Source organism: Bradyrhizobium sp. B025, from assembly GCF_042257955.1.
Taxonomy (GTDB): Bacteria; Pseudomonadota; Alphaproteobacteria; order Rhizobiales; family Xanthobacteraceae; genus Bradyrhizobium; species Bradyrhizobium diazoefficiens.
Map to the genome: position 1 here is coordinate 6513192 of NZ_CP170150.1, position 14922 is coordinate 6528113.

The 14922-nt window shown below is 66.0% G+C and carries 10 protein-coding genes; 3 read left to right on the plus strand and 7 right to left on the minus strand.

The genetic code is table 11. From position 1 onward, the window contains the following. Window positions 1-46 precede the first annotated feature (46 nt). Window positions 47-1876: an aminopeptidase P family protein gene (locus ACE10W_RS30660; RefSeq protein ID WP_375762300.1), complete on the plus strand. Its 1830-nt coding sequence runs from the start codon at window positions 47-49 to the stop codon at window positions 1874-1876. Between the two features lie 358 nt (window positions 1877-2234). Next, the gene (locus ACE10W_RS30665) at window positions 2235-3512 is read left to right on the plus strand and encodes a multidrug effflux MFS transporter (protein ID WP_375762301.1); all 1278 of its coding nucleotides are present in this window, start codon (window positions 2235-2237) and stop codon (window positions 3510-3512) included. Window positions 3513-3614: 102 nt separating this feature from the next. Here ACE10W_RS30665 and ligA read toward each other — a convergent pair whose 3' ends face one another. Next, the gene (ligA, locus tag ACE10W_RS30670) at window positions 3615-5762 is read right to left on the minus strand and encodes an NAD-dependent DNA ligase LigA (protein ID WP_375762780.1); all 2148 of its coding nucleotides are present in this window, start codon (window positions 5760-5762) and stop codon (window positions 3615-3617) included. A gap of 113 nt (window positions 5763-5875) precedes the next feature. Here ligA and ACE10W_RS30675 point away from each other — a divergent pair, with 113 nt between their 5' ends. Then, a complete protein-coding gene (locus ACE10W_RS30675; protein WP_375762302.1) occupies window positions 5876-6160 on the plus strand; it encodes a GIY-YIG nuclease family protein in 285 nt (94 codons plus the stop codon). A 91-nt stretch (window positions 6161-6251) separates the two neighbouring features. Here the strand turns inward: ACE10W_RS30675 and recN are convergent, their stop codons facing one another. The 6 genes from recN to ACE10W_RS30705 all read right to left on the minus strand — a co-directional run bounded on the left by recN (window position 6252) and on the right by ACE10W_RS30705 (window position 14643). Continuing rightward, window positions 6252-7925 (minus strand): DNA repair protein RecN, encoded by a 1674-nt coding sequence (gene recN, locus ACE10W_RS30680; protein ID WP_375762303.1) that lies wholly within the window; start codon window positions 7923-7925, stop codon window positions 6252-6254. A 13-nt stretch (window positions 7926-7938) separates the two neighbouring features. Continuing rightward, window positions 7939-8829: an outer membrane protein assembly factor BamD gene (locus tag ACE10W_RS30685; protein ID WP_375762304.1), complete on the minus strand. Its 891-nt coding sequence runs from the start codon at window positions 8827-8829 to the stop codon at window positions 7939-7941. Between the two features lie 247 nt (window positions 8830-9076). After that, on the minus strand, window positions 9077-10039 hold the full coding sequence (gene lpxC / locus ACE10W_RS30690) for a UDP-3-O-acyl-N-acetylglucosamine deacetylase (protein ID WP_375762305.1): 963 nt from the start codon (window positions 10037-10039) through the stop codon (window positions 9077-9079). 357 nt (window positions 10040-10396) lie between these two features. Further along, the gene (ftsZ, locus tag ACE10W_RS30695; protein ID WP_375762306.1) at window positions 10397-12202 is read right to left on the minus strand and encodes a cell division protein FtsZ; all 1806 of its coding nucleotides are present in this window, start codon (window positions 12200-12202) and stop codon (window positions 10397-10399) included. Window positions 12203-12295: 93 nt separating this feature from the next. Further along, window positions 12296-13618: a cell division protein FtsA gene (gene ftsA / locus ACE10W_RS30700; RefSeq protein WP_011089337.1), complete on the minus strand. Its 1323-nt coding sequence runs from the start codon at window positions 13616-13618 to the stop codon at window positions 12296-12298. Next, window positions 13615-14643, minus strand: a complete 1029-nt coding sequence (locus ACE10W_RS30705; protein ID WP_028176241.1) for a cell division protein FtsQ/DivIB — start codon at window positions 14641-14643, stop codon at window positions 13615-13617. The genes ftsA and ACE10W_RS30705 overlap by 4 nt, the downstream gene beginning before the upstream one ends. Between the last annotated feature and the right edge of the window lie 279 nt (window positions 14644-14922).

Below are 14922 nucleotides of genomic sequence, written 5' to 3' on the forward strand. Positions count from 1 at the left end.
GCGTCCACATTGCGGAGCGATCCCCATAATCCTAAAGTGGTCCACCATGTTCGAAGCACACTTCCAGACATTCGAAGAGCCCGAGGCCGGCGTCGCATTGACGGCGCGCCTTGCGGCGCTCCGCGAAGAACTCGCCCGCCGCAAGCTGACCGGCTTCGTCATTCCGCGCGCCGACCAGCAGCAGAATGAATATGTGGCGCCCTCGGAAGAGCGGCTCGCCTGGCTGACCGGCTTCACCGGATCGGCGGGACTGGCGGTGGTGCTGATCCGCGAAGCCGCATTGTTCGTGGACGGCCGCTACACGATCCAGGCGGCCAAGCAGGTCGATGCAAAGGCCTGGGCGGTGGAGTCGCTGATCGACCCGCCGCCGGAGAGCTGGGTGTCGGCGCATCTGAAAGCCGGCGACCGCCTCGGATTTGATCCATGGCTGCACACTTTTGCGGCAGCCGAGCGCCTCGCCGCCGCCTGCACCAAGGCCGGCGCCGAGCTGGTGGCGGTCGACAGCAACCCGGTGGACGCGGTCTGGCACGACCGGCCGCAGCCGCCGCTTGCTCCCGTCGCCGTGCACGGAGTGCAACATGCCGGCATCGGCGAGGCCGAGAAGCTGGCTCAGATCAAAAGCGAGATCACCAAGCTCGGCGCCGATGCGCTGGTGCTGTCGGACAGTCATGCGGTAGCCTGGACTTTCAACATCCGCGGCGCCGACGTCGCGCATACCCCGCTGCCGCTGTCCTACGCGCTGGTGCCGAAGGACGGCCGGCCGACCATCTTCATCGACCACCGCAAGCTCTCCAACCTGACGCGCGACCATCTCGAGCAATCGGCCGACGTGCGCGAGCCCGATGCGATGGCGCCGACGCTGATGGCGCTGGCCAAGAGCGGCGCCGCGATCGCGCTCGACAATGCCACCGCGGCCGACGCGCTGAGCCGGCTGATCGCCGGCGCCGGCGGCAAGCCGGTGCGCGGCAGCGATCCGATTGCGCTGCTCAAGGCGGTCAAGAACACGACCGAGATCAAGGGCACGCAGACGGCGCATCGCCGCGATGCCGTGGCGCTGGCGCGCTTCCTCGCCTTCATCGATCGCGAGGCGCCCAGCGGCAAGCTCACCGAGATCGACGCGGTGGAGGCGCTGGAGACATTCCGCCGCGACACCGGCGCGCTGAAGGACGTGTCGTTCCCGACAATATCGGGCACCGGCCCGAACGGCGCCATCGTGCACTACCGCGTCACCCGCAAGAGCAACCGGCGCATCGCGCCCGGCGACCTGCTGCTGATCGATTCCGGCGCGCAATATGAAGACGGCACCACCGACGTGACGCGCACCATGGCGGTCGGCGAGCCCACGGGCGAGATGCGCGACCGCTTCACCCGCGTGCTGCGCGGCCACATCGCGATCGCGCGCGCGATCTTCCCCGACGGCACCAATGGCGCGCAGCTCGACACGCTGGCGCGGCAATATCTCTGGGCCGCCGGCGTCGATTTCGAGCACGGCACCGGCCATGGCGTCGGCAGCTATCTCAGTGTTCACGAAGGACCGGCGCGGATCTCGAAGCTCGGCACCACGCCGCTGAAGCGCGGCATGATCCTCTCCAACGAGCCCGGCTACTATAAGACCGACGGTTTCGGCATCCGCATCGAGAACCTCGAGCTGGTCGTCGCCGCCGACATCAAGGGCGCCGAGAAGCCGATGAACGCGTTCGAGACGCTGACCCTGGCACCGATCGACCGCCGGCTGATCGATGTCGCCATGCTGAGCAAAGACGAGCTCGACTGGCTCAATGCCTACCACGCGCGTGTGCGGGCCGAGGTAGGGCCGGCGCTGGACGAGGCAACGAAGGCGTGGCTCGATCAGGCGACGGCGGAGCTGAAGGCGTAAGGTCGTCATTCAGAGTGCAGCGCATAGCACTACGCGATTTGTGCAAGGCTGTTCCCTCACCCACAGCCGTCATGCCCCGCCACCGGGTCTCGCCTTCGGCGAGCCCGATGACAGGCTCCGGCGGGGCATCCAGTACGCCGCAGCGTCTCCGTATCCCACTTCCGTCCCTGGAATGCTGGATTCCCCGCCTTCGCGGGGAAAGACACCGCATTTGTGGAACGAGACGTGCGCCCAGTCGGTCTCCATCGCGCTGTTATTATAACCGTCCCAAAATCCGAATAGCCGCATTCCGAAACGCCGATATCCGTCTTGCGCGAGCACGCTACAGTCCGATTCGAACTGTCAGAGACGGACACGCATGCACGGCATGATCAGCAGGCCGCCGGAAGCGGCAATGAAGACCATCGCGACCTCGCGCGTGGTGTTGCTGCTGCTCGTCGTCATGACCGGCATTGCGCCGATCTCGCTCTACATGCTGGTTCCGGCGCTACCGGTGCTGGCGACGAACTTCGGCAGCGACATCTCGATCGCGCAGATGACGGTGTCGCTCTTCATGGTCGGCATCGCCTGCTCGCAGCTGATCATGGGGCCGCTGTCGGACAAGTTCGGGCGGCGCCCGGTGCTGCTCGCAGGGCTCGCGCTGATGGTGGCGGCGAGCGTTGCCTGCATCTTTGCGCAGAACCTGCCGCAACTGATCGCCGCACGCTTCTTCCAGGCGTTGGGCGGCGCCACCGGCATGGTGGTGAGCCGCGCCATCATCCGCGACATCTACGAGCGCCAGCGCGTCGCCTCCATGATCAGCCTCGTCGTCGCGGCCCTGATGATCGGACAGATGCTCTCGCCGCTCACCGGCGGCCTGATCGAGACCGCGTTCGGCTGGCGCGCGATCTTCTACGCCATCACCATCGGCGCAGTTGCGGTCGCCGTCGGCATCGCCGTGGCGCTGCCGGAAACGCGTCGCAGCCGCGCCGCCGGCAGCGGCTTTCGCGCCGACATCGGCACCCTGATCAGGAACCGCGCCTTCGTCGGCTACGTGATGTGCCAGGTGCTGGCCTCGCAGATCATCTTCACCTTCGCCGGCGGCGGCCCCTACATCGTGGTGACGCAGATGGGCCGCAGCAGCGCCGAATACGGCGCGTGGTTTGCTACGTCAGGCTTTGCGTATCTCGTCGGCAATCTGCTCTGCGTGCGCTTTGCGCCGCGCCATTCGCTGGAAAAGCTGATCTGGTTCGGGCTCGGTCTTCAGCTCGGCGGCAGCCTTTTGAACCTGTTCTGGAGTTTCGCCGGCTGGAATGAAGCGCCCGCCTGGCTGTTCGGCACGCAGATGATCGTGATGGCCGGCAATGCCTTCGTGATGGCGAATTCCGCCGCCGGCGCGATCAGCATCCGCCCCGAAGCGGCCGGCACCGCGTCGGGCGCGATGGGCTTCCTCCAGCAGGGCATCGGCGCGCTGATGTCGCAATTCGGCGCCTATCTCGGCGGCCACTCCTCAACGACACTGCCGCTGACCTCCGCCGTGCTCGCGATCTCGCTGCTCTGCGCCTGCATGATGATCTTCGTCGTCCCCCGCCGCGAGGTCGTGGTGAGCGAGGAATTGATCGAACAGGCGGAAGAGGAAGAGAGCGGGATGATGTGAGGGGTTTTCTCCGTCATTCCGGGGCGCCTCAAAGAGGCGAACCCGGAATCTCGAGATTCCGGGTTCGATGCTTCGCATCGCCCCGGAATGACGGAATCAAGATCACTCCCCGATCAGCTTCAGCCACTCGTCTTCGGTCAGCACCTTGACGCCGTGCTTGTTGGCCTCGGCGAGCTTCGAGCCGGCGCCCGGGCCGGCGACGACGAGATCGGTCTTCTTCGACACCGAGCCCGACACCTTGGCGCCGAGCCGCTCAGCGGTGGCCTTGGCTTCATCCCGCGTCATCTTCTCCAGCGAGCCCGTGAACACCACGGTCTTGCCGGCGACGGCCGAGTTGCTCTTCGGCTTCTCGGCGTCGACGATCTCGACCTCCTTGGTCAGGCGCTCGACGATGCCGCGGTTGTGGCTCTCGCCGAAATAATCGGCGATGCTCTTGATCACGGTGTCGCCGATCTGGTCGAGCGCATCCATGTCCGCCATCGCCTCCTCGTCGCCCTTGGCGACCTTGAGGCAGGCGTCGTGGAACGCCTCCCAGGAGCCGTAGCCGCGCGCCAGCGCCAGCGCGGTGGTCTCGCCGACATGGCGCATGCCGAGCGCATAGACGAAGCGCTCGAGCGCGATTCTGCGCCGGCTCTCGATGGCGGCGAAGAGGTTGCGCACGGAGGTGGCGCCGTAACCCTCGATCTCCTCGAGCTTGAGTTTCGCGTTGCGCTTCTCCAGCGTGAAGATGTCGGCGGGCTCTTTCACAAAACCTTCGTCGAAGAAATACTGGAGCTGCTTCTCGCCGAGGCCGTCGATGTCGAAGGCGCGCCGCGACACGAACAGCTTGAGGTGCTCGATCTTCTGATAGGGGCAGGCGAACTCACCGGTGCAGCGGGCGCGCGAGCCCTCTTCGCCCGCGGCCGTCTCCTCGCGCGTGACGTCGGTGTGCAGCGGGCACGGGCACGTCTTGGGGAAGTGAAATTCCCTGGCAGTCTTCGGCCGCTTGTCGAGGACGACGTCGACCACCTGCGGGATGACGTCGCCGGCGCGCTGGATCACGACGGTGTCGCCGATCCTGATGTCGCGCCCCTCGCGCAGCACCTCGCCCTTGTTGCCGATGCCCTTGATGTAGTCCTCATTGTGCAACGTGACGTTCTGCACGATCACGCCGCCGACGCCGACCGGCTCGAGCTTGCCGACCGGCGTGAACGAGCCGGTGCGGCCGACCTGTATCTCGATGTCGCGCAGGACCGTCATGGCCTGCTCGGCGGGGAATTTGTGCGCGATGCCCCAGCGCGGCGTGCGCGAGACGAAGCCGAGCCGTTCCTGCCAGTCGATGCGGTCGACCTTGTAGACGACGCCGTCGATGTCGTAGTCGAGCTCGGCGCGCTCTTCCTCGATCCTCTGGTGGAACGCGATCAGCTCCTCGACCGAGTGGCACAGCCTGGTCAGCGGATTGGTCTTGAAGCCGCAGCGCTCGAACCAGTGGATCATGCCGGTCTGCGTCTCCTCCGGCATCGCGCTCATCTCGCCCCAGGCATAGGCGAAGAAGCCGAGGGGGCGCGAGGCGGTGATGGTCGGATCCTTCTGGCGGAGCGAGCCGGCCGCCGAGTTGCGCGGATTGGCGAAGATCGTATCGCCGGCGGCCTTCTGCCGCTCGTTGAGCGCGAGGAACGCCTTCTTGGTCATGTAGACCTCGCCGCGCACCTCGCAGATGTCGGGGACATTGCGGCCCTTCAGCTTCTGCGGCACGTCTTCGAGCATGCGGATATTGGCGGTGACGTCCTCGCCCTCCGCACCGTCACCGCGCGTCGCGGCAGTGACGAGCTCGCCGCCCTCATAGCGCAGCGACATCGAGAGACCGTCGATCTTCGGCTCGGCGGAGAAGTCGATCTTGTCGTCGTCGAGCTTCAGGAAGCGCACGATGCGGCCGACGAAGTCGCGCACGTCCTCTTCGGCAAAGGCGTTGTCGAGCGACAGCATGGGGACGGCATGCCGGACCTTCCTGAAGCGGCCTGACGGCGCCGCGCCGACCTTCTGCGAGGGCGATTCCGCGCTGACGAATTCCGGAAAGCGTTTTTCGATCGCATTGAAGCGCTGGCGCAACGCGTCGTATTCGGCGTCGGTGACGGTGGGCGCGTCATCCTGATAGTAGCGCTTGTCATGCCCTTCGAGCTCCAGCGCGAGCCGCATGAGCTCGACCTTGGCCTGCGCCTTGGTGAGCTCGGCGACGTCACGGAGCGGTTTGGATTTTGCTGCTCTTGCCATCATACTTAAGGTTCTAGCTCGTCGTTCCGGGATGGTCCGAAGGACCAGACCCGGAACCTCGAGATTCCGGGTTCGCACTTCGTGCACCCCGGAATGACGGTGGGGAGGGGCTCATGGCGTATTACGTCTATATCCTAGCAAGCCGCCGCGATGGAGCAATCTATGTCGGCATCACCAACGACCTCGTACGCCGCACCTACGAGCATCGAATCAAGGCTGTTCCCGGATTCACAACGAAATACAATATTACTCGGCTGGTCTGGTTCGAGATTTATGATAATCCGACAGCGATATCGCGTGAGAAGGAGTTGAAGAAGTGGAAGCGAGCCTGGAAGGTTCAGTTGATCGAGAAAACGAACCCGACTTGGGATGATCTGTACGAATCGATTTGCAGCTAAGCCCGTCATTCCGGGGCGGCGAAGAGCCGAACCCGGAATCTCGAGATTCCGGGTTCGATGCTTCGCATCGCCCCGGAATGACAGTGTGCAACTAAGCCGTCGCCGCCTTGAGCAGCCGGTCCGCGGCCGCCCGTGCCTCGGCGGTGATCTCGGCGCCGGCGAGCATGCGGGCGATCTCCTCGCGGCGGTGGTCGGCGGCCAGCGCGTTGACGCGGGTGGCGACGCGCTTGCCCTTGTCGAGGGCGTCCTTGGAGATGAGCAGATGCTGGTCGGCCCGCGCGGCGACCTGCGGGGCGTGGGTCACGGCCATCACCTGGACCTTGCCGGCAAGCCGCGCCAGGCGCCCGCCGATGGCGTCGGCCACCGCGCCGCCGACGCCGGTGTCGATTTCGTCGAACACGAGCGTCGGCGCCGAGCCGCGGTCGGACAGCACGACCTTGAGCGCCAGGAGAAAGCGCGACAGCTCGCCGCCGGAGGCGACCTTCATCAGCGGGCCCGGCTTGGTGCCCGGATTGGTCTGCACCCAGAACTCGACGCGATCAAAACCTTGCGGCCCCGGCGCGGCCTCGTCGGTCTCGACCTGGGTCATGAATTTCGCGCGCTCGAGCTTGAGCGGGGCGAGCTCGGCATTGACGGCCTTGTTGAGCTTCTCGGCCGATTTCTGCCGCGCCATCGACAGTTTCTTGGCGGCAGCGGCATAGCGGCTATCTGCCTCGATCGCAGCCTGCTCCAGCTTCTTCAGGCGCGAGGCACCGGCATCGATCAGCACGACGTCGGCGGCGTATTTGGCGGCGAGCGCGGCGAGCCCGTCGACCGGCGTAGAATATTTGCGCGAGGCGGCGCGCAGGGCGAACAGCCGCTCCTCGATGCGTTCGAGCTCGGCCGGATCGAAATCGGTTGCGGCGAGCGCGGCCTGAAGATGCTGGTCGGCTTCCTCCAGCGCGTTGATCGCGGCGTCGATCGCCTTGACTGCGGGCTCGACCAGCGCCGGCGAATTGACGCCGCGGCGCTCCAGCCGGCGCACCGCGGCCGACAGCGCCGCGACCGGAGAGTGGTTGCCGCCCACCGCCTCCTGCGCCTCGCGCAGGTCGGAGGCGATCTTCTCGCCCTGCATCATCGTGGTCCGGCGGGACGCCAGCGAGGTCTCCTCGCCGTCCTTGGGGGCGAGCTGCTTCAGCTCGTCGGAGGCGTGGCGCAGATAGTCGGCCTCGCGCGCGGCCCGCTCCATGCCGGCGCGATGCTCCTCCAGCTCGGTGTTGGCGGTGCGGCGCGCATCCCAAAGCGACTCAACGACTGCAACGTCCTTCTCGAGGCCGGAAAAGGCATCGAGCAGGCGGCGGTGCGTGGCGGCATCGACCAGCGCGCGCTCGTCATGCTGGCCGTGAATCTCGACCAGAGCGGCGCCGACCGCCTTCAGCGTCTGCACGCTGATCGACTGGTCGTTGATGAAGGCGCGGGTGCGGCCGTCGGCGAGCTGGACGCGGCGGAGAATCATCTCGCCGGTGTCGTCGAGACCGTTCTCGGCGAGGATCGTCGCCGCGGGGTGATTTTTGGGGATATCGAAGACGGCCGTGACCTGCCCCTGCTCCGCGCCGTGGCGCACGAGGCCAGCGTCGCCGCGGCCGCCGAGCGCCAGCGCAAAGGCATCGAGGAGGATGGATTTGCCCGCACCGGTCTCGCCGGTCAAAACCGCGAGGCCCGTCGCGAATTCGATATCGAGCCGTTCGATCAGGACGATGTCACGGATCGACAGACGCGCTAGCATGGAACCAAATTTCCTAGCCGAGGCCCATTTTCTTGAAGGTCTTGCTGATCCAGGACCCCTGATTCTCGCTCGGCTCGAGACCACCCGATTTTACAAGATTATAGGCGTCCTTGTACCAACGGCTGTCAGGAAAATTGTGGCCAAGCACAGCGGCCGCGGTCTGCGCCTCGCCGACGATGCCGATCGCCATATAGGCTTCGGTCAGCCGGTAGAGCGCCTCCTCGACATGGCGCGTGGTCTGGTACTGCGTGACCACGGCCTTGTAGCGGTTGATAGCCGCCGTGTAGTCGCGCTTCTGCATGTAATAGCGGCCGACGTTCATTTCCTTGCCGGCGAGCTGGTCGCGCGCGCCCTCGATCTTGGCCTTGGCCGAGGTCGCGTATTCGGACGTCGGATATTTGCGGATCACCTCTTCCAGCGAGGCGATCGCCTTCTCGGTGCGGCTCTGGTCGCGGCTGATGTCCGGGATCTGGTCGTAATGCGAGGCGGCGATCAGGTATTGCGCATAGGCCGCGTCCGGGCTGCCGGGATGCAGCGTGACATAGCGAGTGGCGGCGCCGATGCAGCCGTCATAGTCGCCGCCCTGGTAGGACGCATAGGCGGACATCAGCAGCGATTTGCGGGCCCAGTCGGAATAAGGATGCTGGCGGTCGACCTCTTCGAACTTCTTGTTCGCCGCCTTCATGTCCTTCTTTTCGTTCATGAGGTACAGGCCCTCATTGTAGATCTTGTCGGCGGGCTCCTCGACGAAGGTGTCGTCCTTGGCGGTGAACTTGTCCCAGAGCGCGCCGGTGCCGCAGCCGGCCAGCGGCAGCGCGAGCATGATGAAGGTGACGGCCTGAAGCGCCCCGCGCGCGCGAGGCGAGATCGAGAGATATCCGCGCGTCATACGCTGTGCCGACATGAGTTTTAAGCCCTGACGCCCTGTGATGCGGTGCCCGCCAGCCCACGAACCCCGTCATGGGCGCGAAATGGTGCCGTGGTGCCTGCCATGCGACCACGCCGATGTATCCGAAAAACGATCGTTAACCAACCGTATGGGCAGGCATTTCGCCCGGATTAAGGCGAACGTGCCGCAATGCTAGTCGATCATGGTTACCAGGAGTTTCCCGGGGACAGCCGCCGCCAGACGCCCGCGGCCACAGGTGTCTTCAGGACACGTCCGGTCCGTAGGCCGCGGCAATCCGGCCGCCGACAATACCGCGACCGGTTTCGGCCACGGGACGCGTGGTGCGGCGGACCGCCTCGCCCTCGACCACCCGCCAGGCGGTACGATCGGCAAGCAGCGCGGTCAGAACGGCGTGGTTGAGCTTGTGGCCGCCGCGCACCGAGCGGTAGGCGCCAAGCAGCGGCAGCCCGGCCAGCGCGAGGTCGCCGATCACATCCAGCACCTTGTGGCGGACGCATTCGTCGGCGTAGCGCAGGCCCTCGGTGTTGAGCAGCCGCTCATCGTCGAACACGACGGTGTTGTCGAAGGAGGCGCCGAGCGCGTAGCCCGCGCTCCAGAGCCGGGCGACGTCGCACATCAGGCCGAACGTCCGGGCGCGGCCGACTTCGCGGCGGAAACGTTCCGGGTTGAGGTCGAAGGCGTAGCTCTGCCGGCCGATGACGGGGTTGGTGAAATCGATCTCGACCTCGGCGCGGAACCCGTTGGCGTGGGGCCGGATCTCGCCGAAGGAGTCGCCGATCTTGACCGAGATCGGCTTCAAAACCTGAATGAAGCGGCGCTGCGCCGGCTGGGTGACGATGTCGGCCTGCTCGATCGCCGCAATGAAGGCCGCGGCGCTGCCGTCCATGATCGGCACTTCCGGCCCGTCGATCTCGATAGCTGCGTTGTCAACGCCCATCCCCCGCAGCGCAGCAAGCACGTGCTCGGCGGTGGAGACCAGCGGACCGTCGCGATCGCCGAGGACGGTGGCGAGATCGGTCGCGATCACCTGCTCGGCGGTCGCCTGAACTTCGCGGTCACTTCCCTCAAGGCCGGTACGGACGAAAACAAAACCTGCGTCAACAGGCGCAGGTCCAAGCGTGAGGGTGACGGGAAGACCGGAATGAACGCCGACGCCAACCACGGTGGCTTGCGCACGAAGCGTTGTTTGCCGGCTAAATTTCATCAGGAACCGCCCCACTACGACCACTGCGACTTATACAAACCTGACAGACTGGCCAAGGCCGCCGTCCGAATCCGTATCCCCAAGTCACGGCAAACCATAGTCACTGCCTCAAACAGCGCCAACTCACGCTTTTTTACCGATTGTTACCCCAAACCTGCCGTATTCGCGCCAAGGCTTAACCAAATTGCACCGAGGTTTTGGGCTGCTGCCGGCGGTTTTACTGAACCACCCAATGCATAATTAATGATTTAAAATCAGTTGCTTGGCCATGCAATCCGGGCATGCCCGGTGAAAATGGAAAGGCCCCGGCAAGCTTGCTGCCGGGGCCTCTTTGCGTCTGCCTTATTGTAACAATCCTCAGGTCGCCTGACGCCGCAGGAAGGCCGGGATATCAAGATGGTCGTCACCCTGTGGCGCCGGCGCAACAGGCGCGGAACGGCCATGCACGTCGAGGCCCTGCGGCGCGGGACGCCGCGCATACTCCGATACCGGTTCGGTGGCCGCGATCTGCTGTGCCACGCTCTTCTGCGGACGACGCTCCGGCAGCGGCGGTATCGCCGGACCAGCGGTGCGGGCGGCGACCGGCGGCTCACTCTCCTCGTCGCGGCGGCCAAGGCCGACATTGGCGAGGCGCTGGAGCAGCGACAGGCGGGTCTTCTGCGGGGTCTCTTCTTCGACTTCGCCGCGGGCCTGACGAATCTCGGCCTGGGCCGGCATCGGCAGCTCCTCGAGGCGCGGCATCCGCGGCGCACGCATCGGCGCACGCTCGGCCTGCGGCGGGATGAAGGTTTCCGGCGTCATCGGCTCCTGCATCGCGACCGAGGCCTGCTCAGGCTCCGGGAACAGGGTCGGCTTCTGCGCGATCGGGCGCACGGTGACGTCGCCATAGGTCTGCATCGGCGCGGGCGCCTGCGGAACGTCGGCAACGGCAGCCGCGATTGCGGCGAGCGCAGCACGCTCGACGTTCGGACGCGGCGCCACCGACGCGGCAGCGGCCGGCGCGAATCCAGACACCGGGGCCTGCGCATCCAGCTTCTGGGCACGTTCGGCCAGGCGCTGGTTGTCGGCACGCAGACGCGCGGTCAGGTCGGCGAGACGGCTCTCGGCCGCGGCCGCCGGAGCTGCGGGAGCCTGCTGCACCTGCGGCGCTGCGTTCGCGACCGGAGCGGAGGTAGCCTGGCTGTTGCGGGCGATCGCGGCCTGCTCGATGCCGGTGGCGACGACCGAGACGCGGATCAGGCCATCGAGCGCTTCGTCGAAGGTGGCGCCGACGATGATGTTGGCGTCCTGGTCGACTTCCTCGCGGATGCGGGTTGCGGCCTCGTCGACCTCGAACAGCGTGAGGTCCTTGCCGCCGGTGATGGAGATGAGGAGGCCCTTGGCGCCCTTCATCGAGCTATCGTCGATCAGCGGGTTGGCGATCGCGGCTTCCGCGGCGGTCAGCGCGCGCTTGTCGCCGGAGGCCTCGCCGGTGCCCATCATCGCCTTGCCCATCTCCCTCATCACCGCTCTCACGTCGGCGAAGTCGAGGTTGATCAGGCCTTCCTTGACCATCAGGTCGGTGATGCAGGCGACGCCCGAATAGAGCACCTGGTCGGCCATCGCGAAGGCGTCGGCGAAGGTGGTCTTCTCGTTGGCAACCCGGAACAGGTTCTGGTTCGGGATGATCAGGAGCGTGTCGACAACCTTGTGCAGCTCGTTGATGCCGGCTTCGGCGGTGCGCATGCGGCGGCCGCCTTCGAAGTGGAACGGCTTGGTGACGACGCCGACGGTGAGGATGCCCATGTCGCGCGCAGTCTTGGCGATGACGGGAGCAGCGCCGGTGCCGGTGCCGCCGCCCATGCCGGCGGTGACGAACACCATGTTGGCGCCCGAGAGATGGTCGCGCAGCTCGTCGATCACCTCTTCCGCCGCCGCGGCGCCGACGTTCGGCTGCGAGCCGGCGCCGAGACCTTGCGTGACCGCCGTGCCCATCTGCACGATGCGCTGCGCCTTCGACATCGTCAGCGCCTGCGCGTCGGTGTTGGCGACGACGAAGTCGACGCCCTGCAGACCCGCCGTGATCATATTGTTGACGGCGTTGCCGCCGGCGCCGCCGACGCCGAACACGGTGATCCGGGGCTTCAGTTCGTGAATGTCAGGAACATTGATGCTGATGGTCATGTTTGCCTCTCGATCACGCGCGCGTGGGTTCGCCCCGGCCGGCGGCCGCGGGAGTTGGTGAAAATCGACAATTACAATTGCGGAAAGGAGTCATCAGAAGCCCTCGCGTAGCCATCGTCCAACCTTTCCGAAATAACCGCCGGTCCCTGTCCTGACCTGCTGCCGCGTATGCCGCGGTTCGACATGTTCCTGGTGAACATATTGCGGGTAGACGAGGAGTCCGGCGGGCACCGCGAACGCGGCGTTCTTCGCCTCGTTGGGCAGCCGGCCGAAGCCGAGCGGACGTCCGACCCGCACGGGCCGGCCGAGAATCTGTGTTCCGAGTTCGACGAGACCGGTCAGTTGCGAGGCGCCGCCCGAGAGCACGACGCGGCCGTTGGGCTCTGATGCGAAGGGCGAATCCTTCAACCGGTCCCGGACCATTTCGAAGATTTCCTCGGCACGGTGCTTGACGATGTTGGCGATGGTAGCGCGGGAGACGATCTGTGGCAGATCCTGCTCGTCACCGGCTGTCGGCACAGACATCAGCTCACGCGAGTCCGATCCGCCGGTGATGACGGTCCCGTATAACGTCTTGATTCGCTCGGCATCGGCAATGGTCGCGGACAGTCCGCGCGCGAGATCCATCGTGATGTGTTGCCCGCCGACCGCAAAACCGGCCGCGTGCACGAAGCGGCCGCCGGCATAGACCGCCATCGTGGTGGTGCCCGCGCCCATCTCGACGACGGCCGCGCCGAGATCGGCCTCGTCGTCGGTCAGCACCGACAGGCCGGCGACATAGGGGCTCGCCGCCATGGCTTCGACATTGATGTGGCAGCGCTCCACCGCGAGCATCAGGTTCCGCGCCACGGTGGCGTCACAGGTGACGACGTTCATGTCGACACCGAACTGATGCGCGACCATGCCGCGGGGATCGCGGATGCCCTTGACGCCGTCGAGCGTGTAGCCGACCGGCAGCGCGTGCAGCACGGTGCGGCCCTCGCCGGTGGCGTGGCGCATGCCGGTGGAGGTGACGCGGCTGACGTCGGCCGGCGTCACGGCGCCGCCGCGGATGTCGGCGGCGGCTTCGACCAGCTGGCCGGAGAGCCGGCCGCCGGAGACCGAGAGCAGCACGGACTCGACCCGCACCTTGGCCATCTTCTCCGCAAGCCCGACGGCCTGGCGCACCGCCTGCTCGCATTCGCCGAGATCGACCACCGCGCCGGCCTTCATGCCGCGCGACTGGATCTGGCTGTAACCGATGAGCTCCACCGCGTGGGTGCGGCCGCGCAACGCCTCGCTCGGCGCCGACGGCTTCAGCCGCGCGATCATGCAGGCGATCTTGCTGGTGCCGATGTCGAGACAGGCGACGAGCCCGCCGCGCTTGTGCGGCATCTGGCGCGTCTTCGGCGTCTGGGTGCGATCAAGACCGGTCATGCAGCGTCCCCGGCCTTCTTTTTCTTCTTGTCCTTGAACTGCTCTTCGCGCGCCTTGGCGGCGTCCTCGGACAGCTGCACCACCAGGCGATCGGGCAGGCGCATGTCGACGGCGACGATGTCGCGGGAGAACAGCTTGTCTTCCTTGTCGAGCCTGGACAGCATCGCAAGCGCGTTGCCGACGTCCTGCTCGGGCAGGCGGATGTCGAGGCCGTCCTTGAGCCTCAGGTTCCAGCGCCGCTCGCCGACGAAGATCGCGGCCTTGGTGATCGAGTTGACCTGCGGATAGCGCGCCAGCAGCGCGAGGAAATCGCGGGCCTGCGTGTCGGCGCCCTTGCCGACCACGAGCGGCAGCGACAGGAACCGGCGCGAGACATAGGGCTCGAGCACGGCGCCGTCATCGGCGATGACGGAGAGGCGGCCGGCCTCCTGCCACAGCGCGAACGCCTTGCGCTCGGTGAGCTCGATCATGAGCTGGCCCGGATAGAGCTTGAGCACGGTCGCATCCGCGATCCAGGGATTGGCCTTGAGCTTGTCGCGCACGGCGTCGGCGTCGAGGAACAGCAGCGAGGAACGGCCGCTGACGCCGCCGATTGCGAGGATCTCGTCCTGGGTGAGCTGCTTGCGGCCGTTGATCACGACGGAGGTGATGCGGAAGCCGGCGGAATTGGCCATCGCGTTGCGGGCGTCGCTGACCGCCGTGACGAAATCCTGGAGATGGCCGCCTTTGACGATGCCGAAGCCGCAGCTGCCGATCAGCAGCAGCACGGTCATGCTGATCCCGACCCGGCGCGGCAGATAGCGCTCGACCAGCGCGACCACGCGCGGCGGCGGCTCGCGCTCGACCACGGCCTTCGCTTTGATCTTGTCCTTGGCGGCAGCGCGTGCGGCGTGAAGTCTTTCCTGGCGCTTGTCCTGCACCCACTCGCGCAGAAGCACGACCGCTCCGATAGCGGCCGCCTTCAGATCAGCTTGGGGCCTCAGCGATCTGAAAAACGACCGGGTGAGGCTTCCTGCACCATCCATTGCACGAGCTCGTCAACAGTTTGCCCGCGACATCGCGCGGGTCCTGGCGAACATGACGTCTCGGACTTGCCGGGTCGGATCAGCAGACGAAGCCTCTCCCATCAAAGCGTTCGCTGGAGGTGACATCACCCGCAACAGCTCACGCGCCGGCAGCCAAAGCGCCATATGCGCCGCCAGCGTTAACCTTCGGATGTCCTGGTAAACAAAAGGTAAAGTTCGTTAACGCGGGACGCTTTTTGCCCAGCCATGTGAGGCATTTATGCCGCGATCTCCGGCATT

Bases quoted from the DNA above. Each gene is read 5' to 3' on its own strand.
- ACE10W_RS30685 (WP_375762304.1), bottom strand. From the start codon at position 8,829: ATGTCGGCACAGCGTATGACGCGCGGATATCTCTCGATCTCGCCTCGC.
- ACE10W_RS30665 (WP_375762301.1), top strand. From the start codon at position 2,235: ATGCACGGCATGATCAGCAGGCCGCCGGAAGCGGCAATGAAGACCATC.
- ftsZ (WP_375762306.1), bottom strand. From the start codon at position 12,202: ATGACCATCAGCATCAATGTTCCTGACATTCACGAACTGAAGCCCCGG.
- recN (WP_375762303.1), bottom strand. From the start codon at position 7,925: ATGCTAGCGCGTCTGTCGATCCGTGACATCGTCCTGATCGAACGGCTC.
- ACE10W_RS30705 (WP_028176241.1), bottom strand. From the start codon at position 14,643: ATGGATGGTGCAGGAAGCCTCACCCGGTCGTTTTTCAGATCGCTGAGG.
- ACE10W_RS30675 (WP_375762302.1), top strand. From the start codon at position 5,876: ATGGCGTATTACGTCTATATCCTAGCAAGCCGCCGCGATGGAGCAATC.
- ftsA (WP_011089337.1), bottom strand. From the start codon at position 13,618: ATGACCGGTCTTGATCGCACCCAGACGCCGAAGACGCGCCAGATGCCG.
- ligA (WP_375762780.1), bottom strand. From the start codon at position 5,762: ATGGCAAGAGCAGCAAAATCCAAACCGCTCCGTGACGTCGCCGAGCTC.
- lpxC (WP_375762305.1), bottom strand. From the start codon at position 10,039: ATGAAATTTAGCCGGCAAACAACGCTTCGTGCGCAAGCCACCGTGGTT.
- ACE10W_RS30660 (WP_375762300.1), top strand. From the start codon at position 47: ATGTTCGAAGCACACTTCCAGACATTCGAAGAGCCCGAGGCCGGCGTC.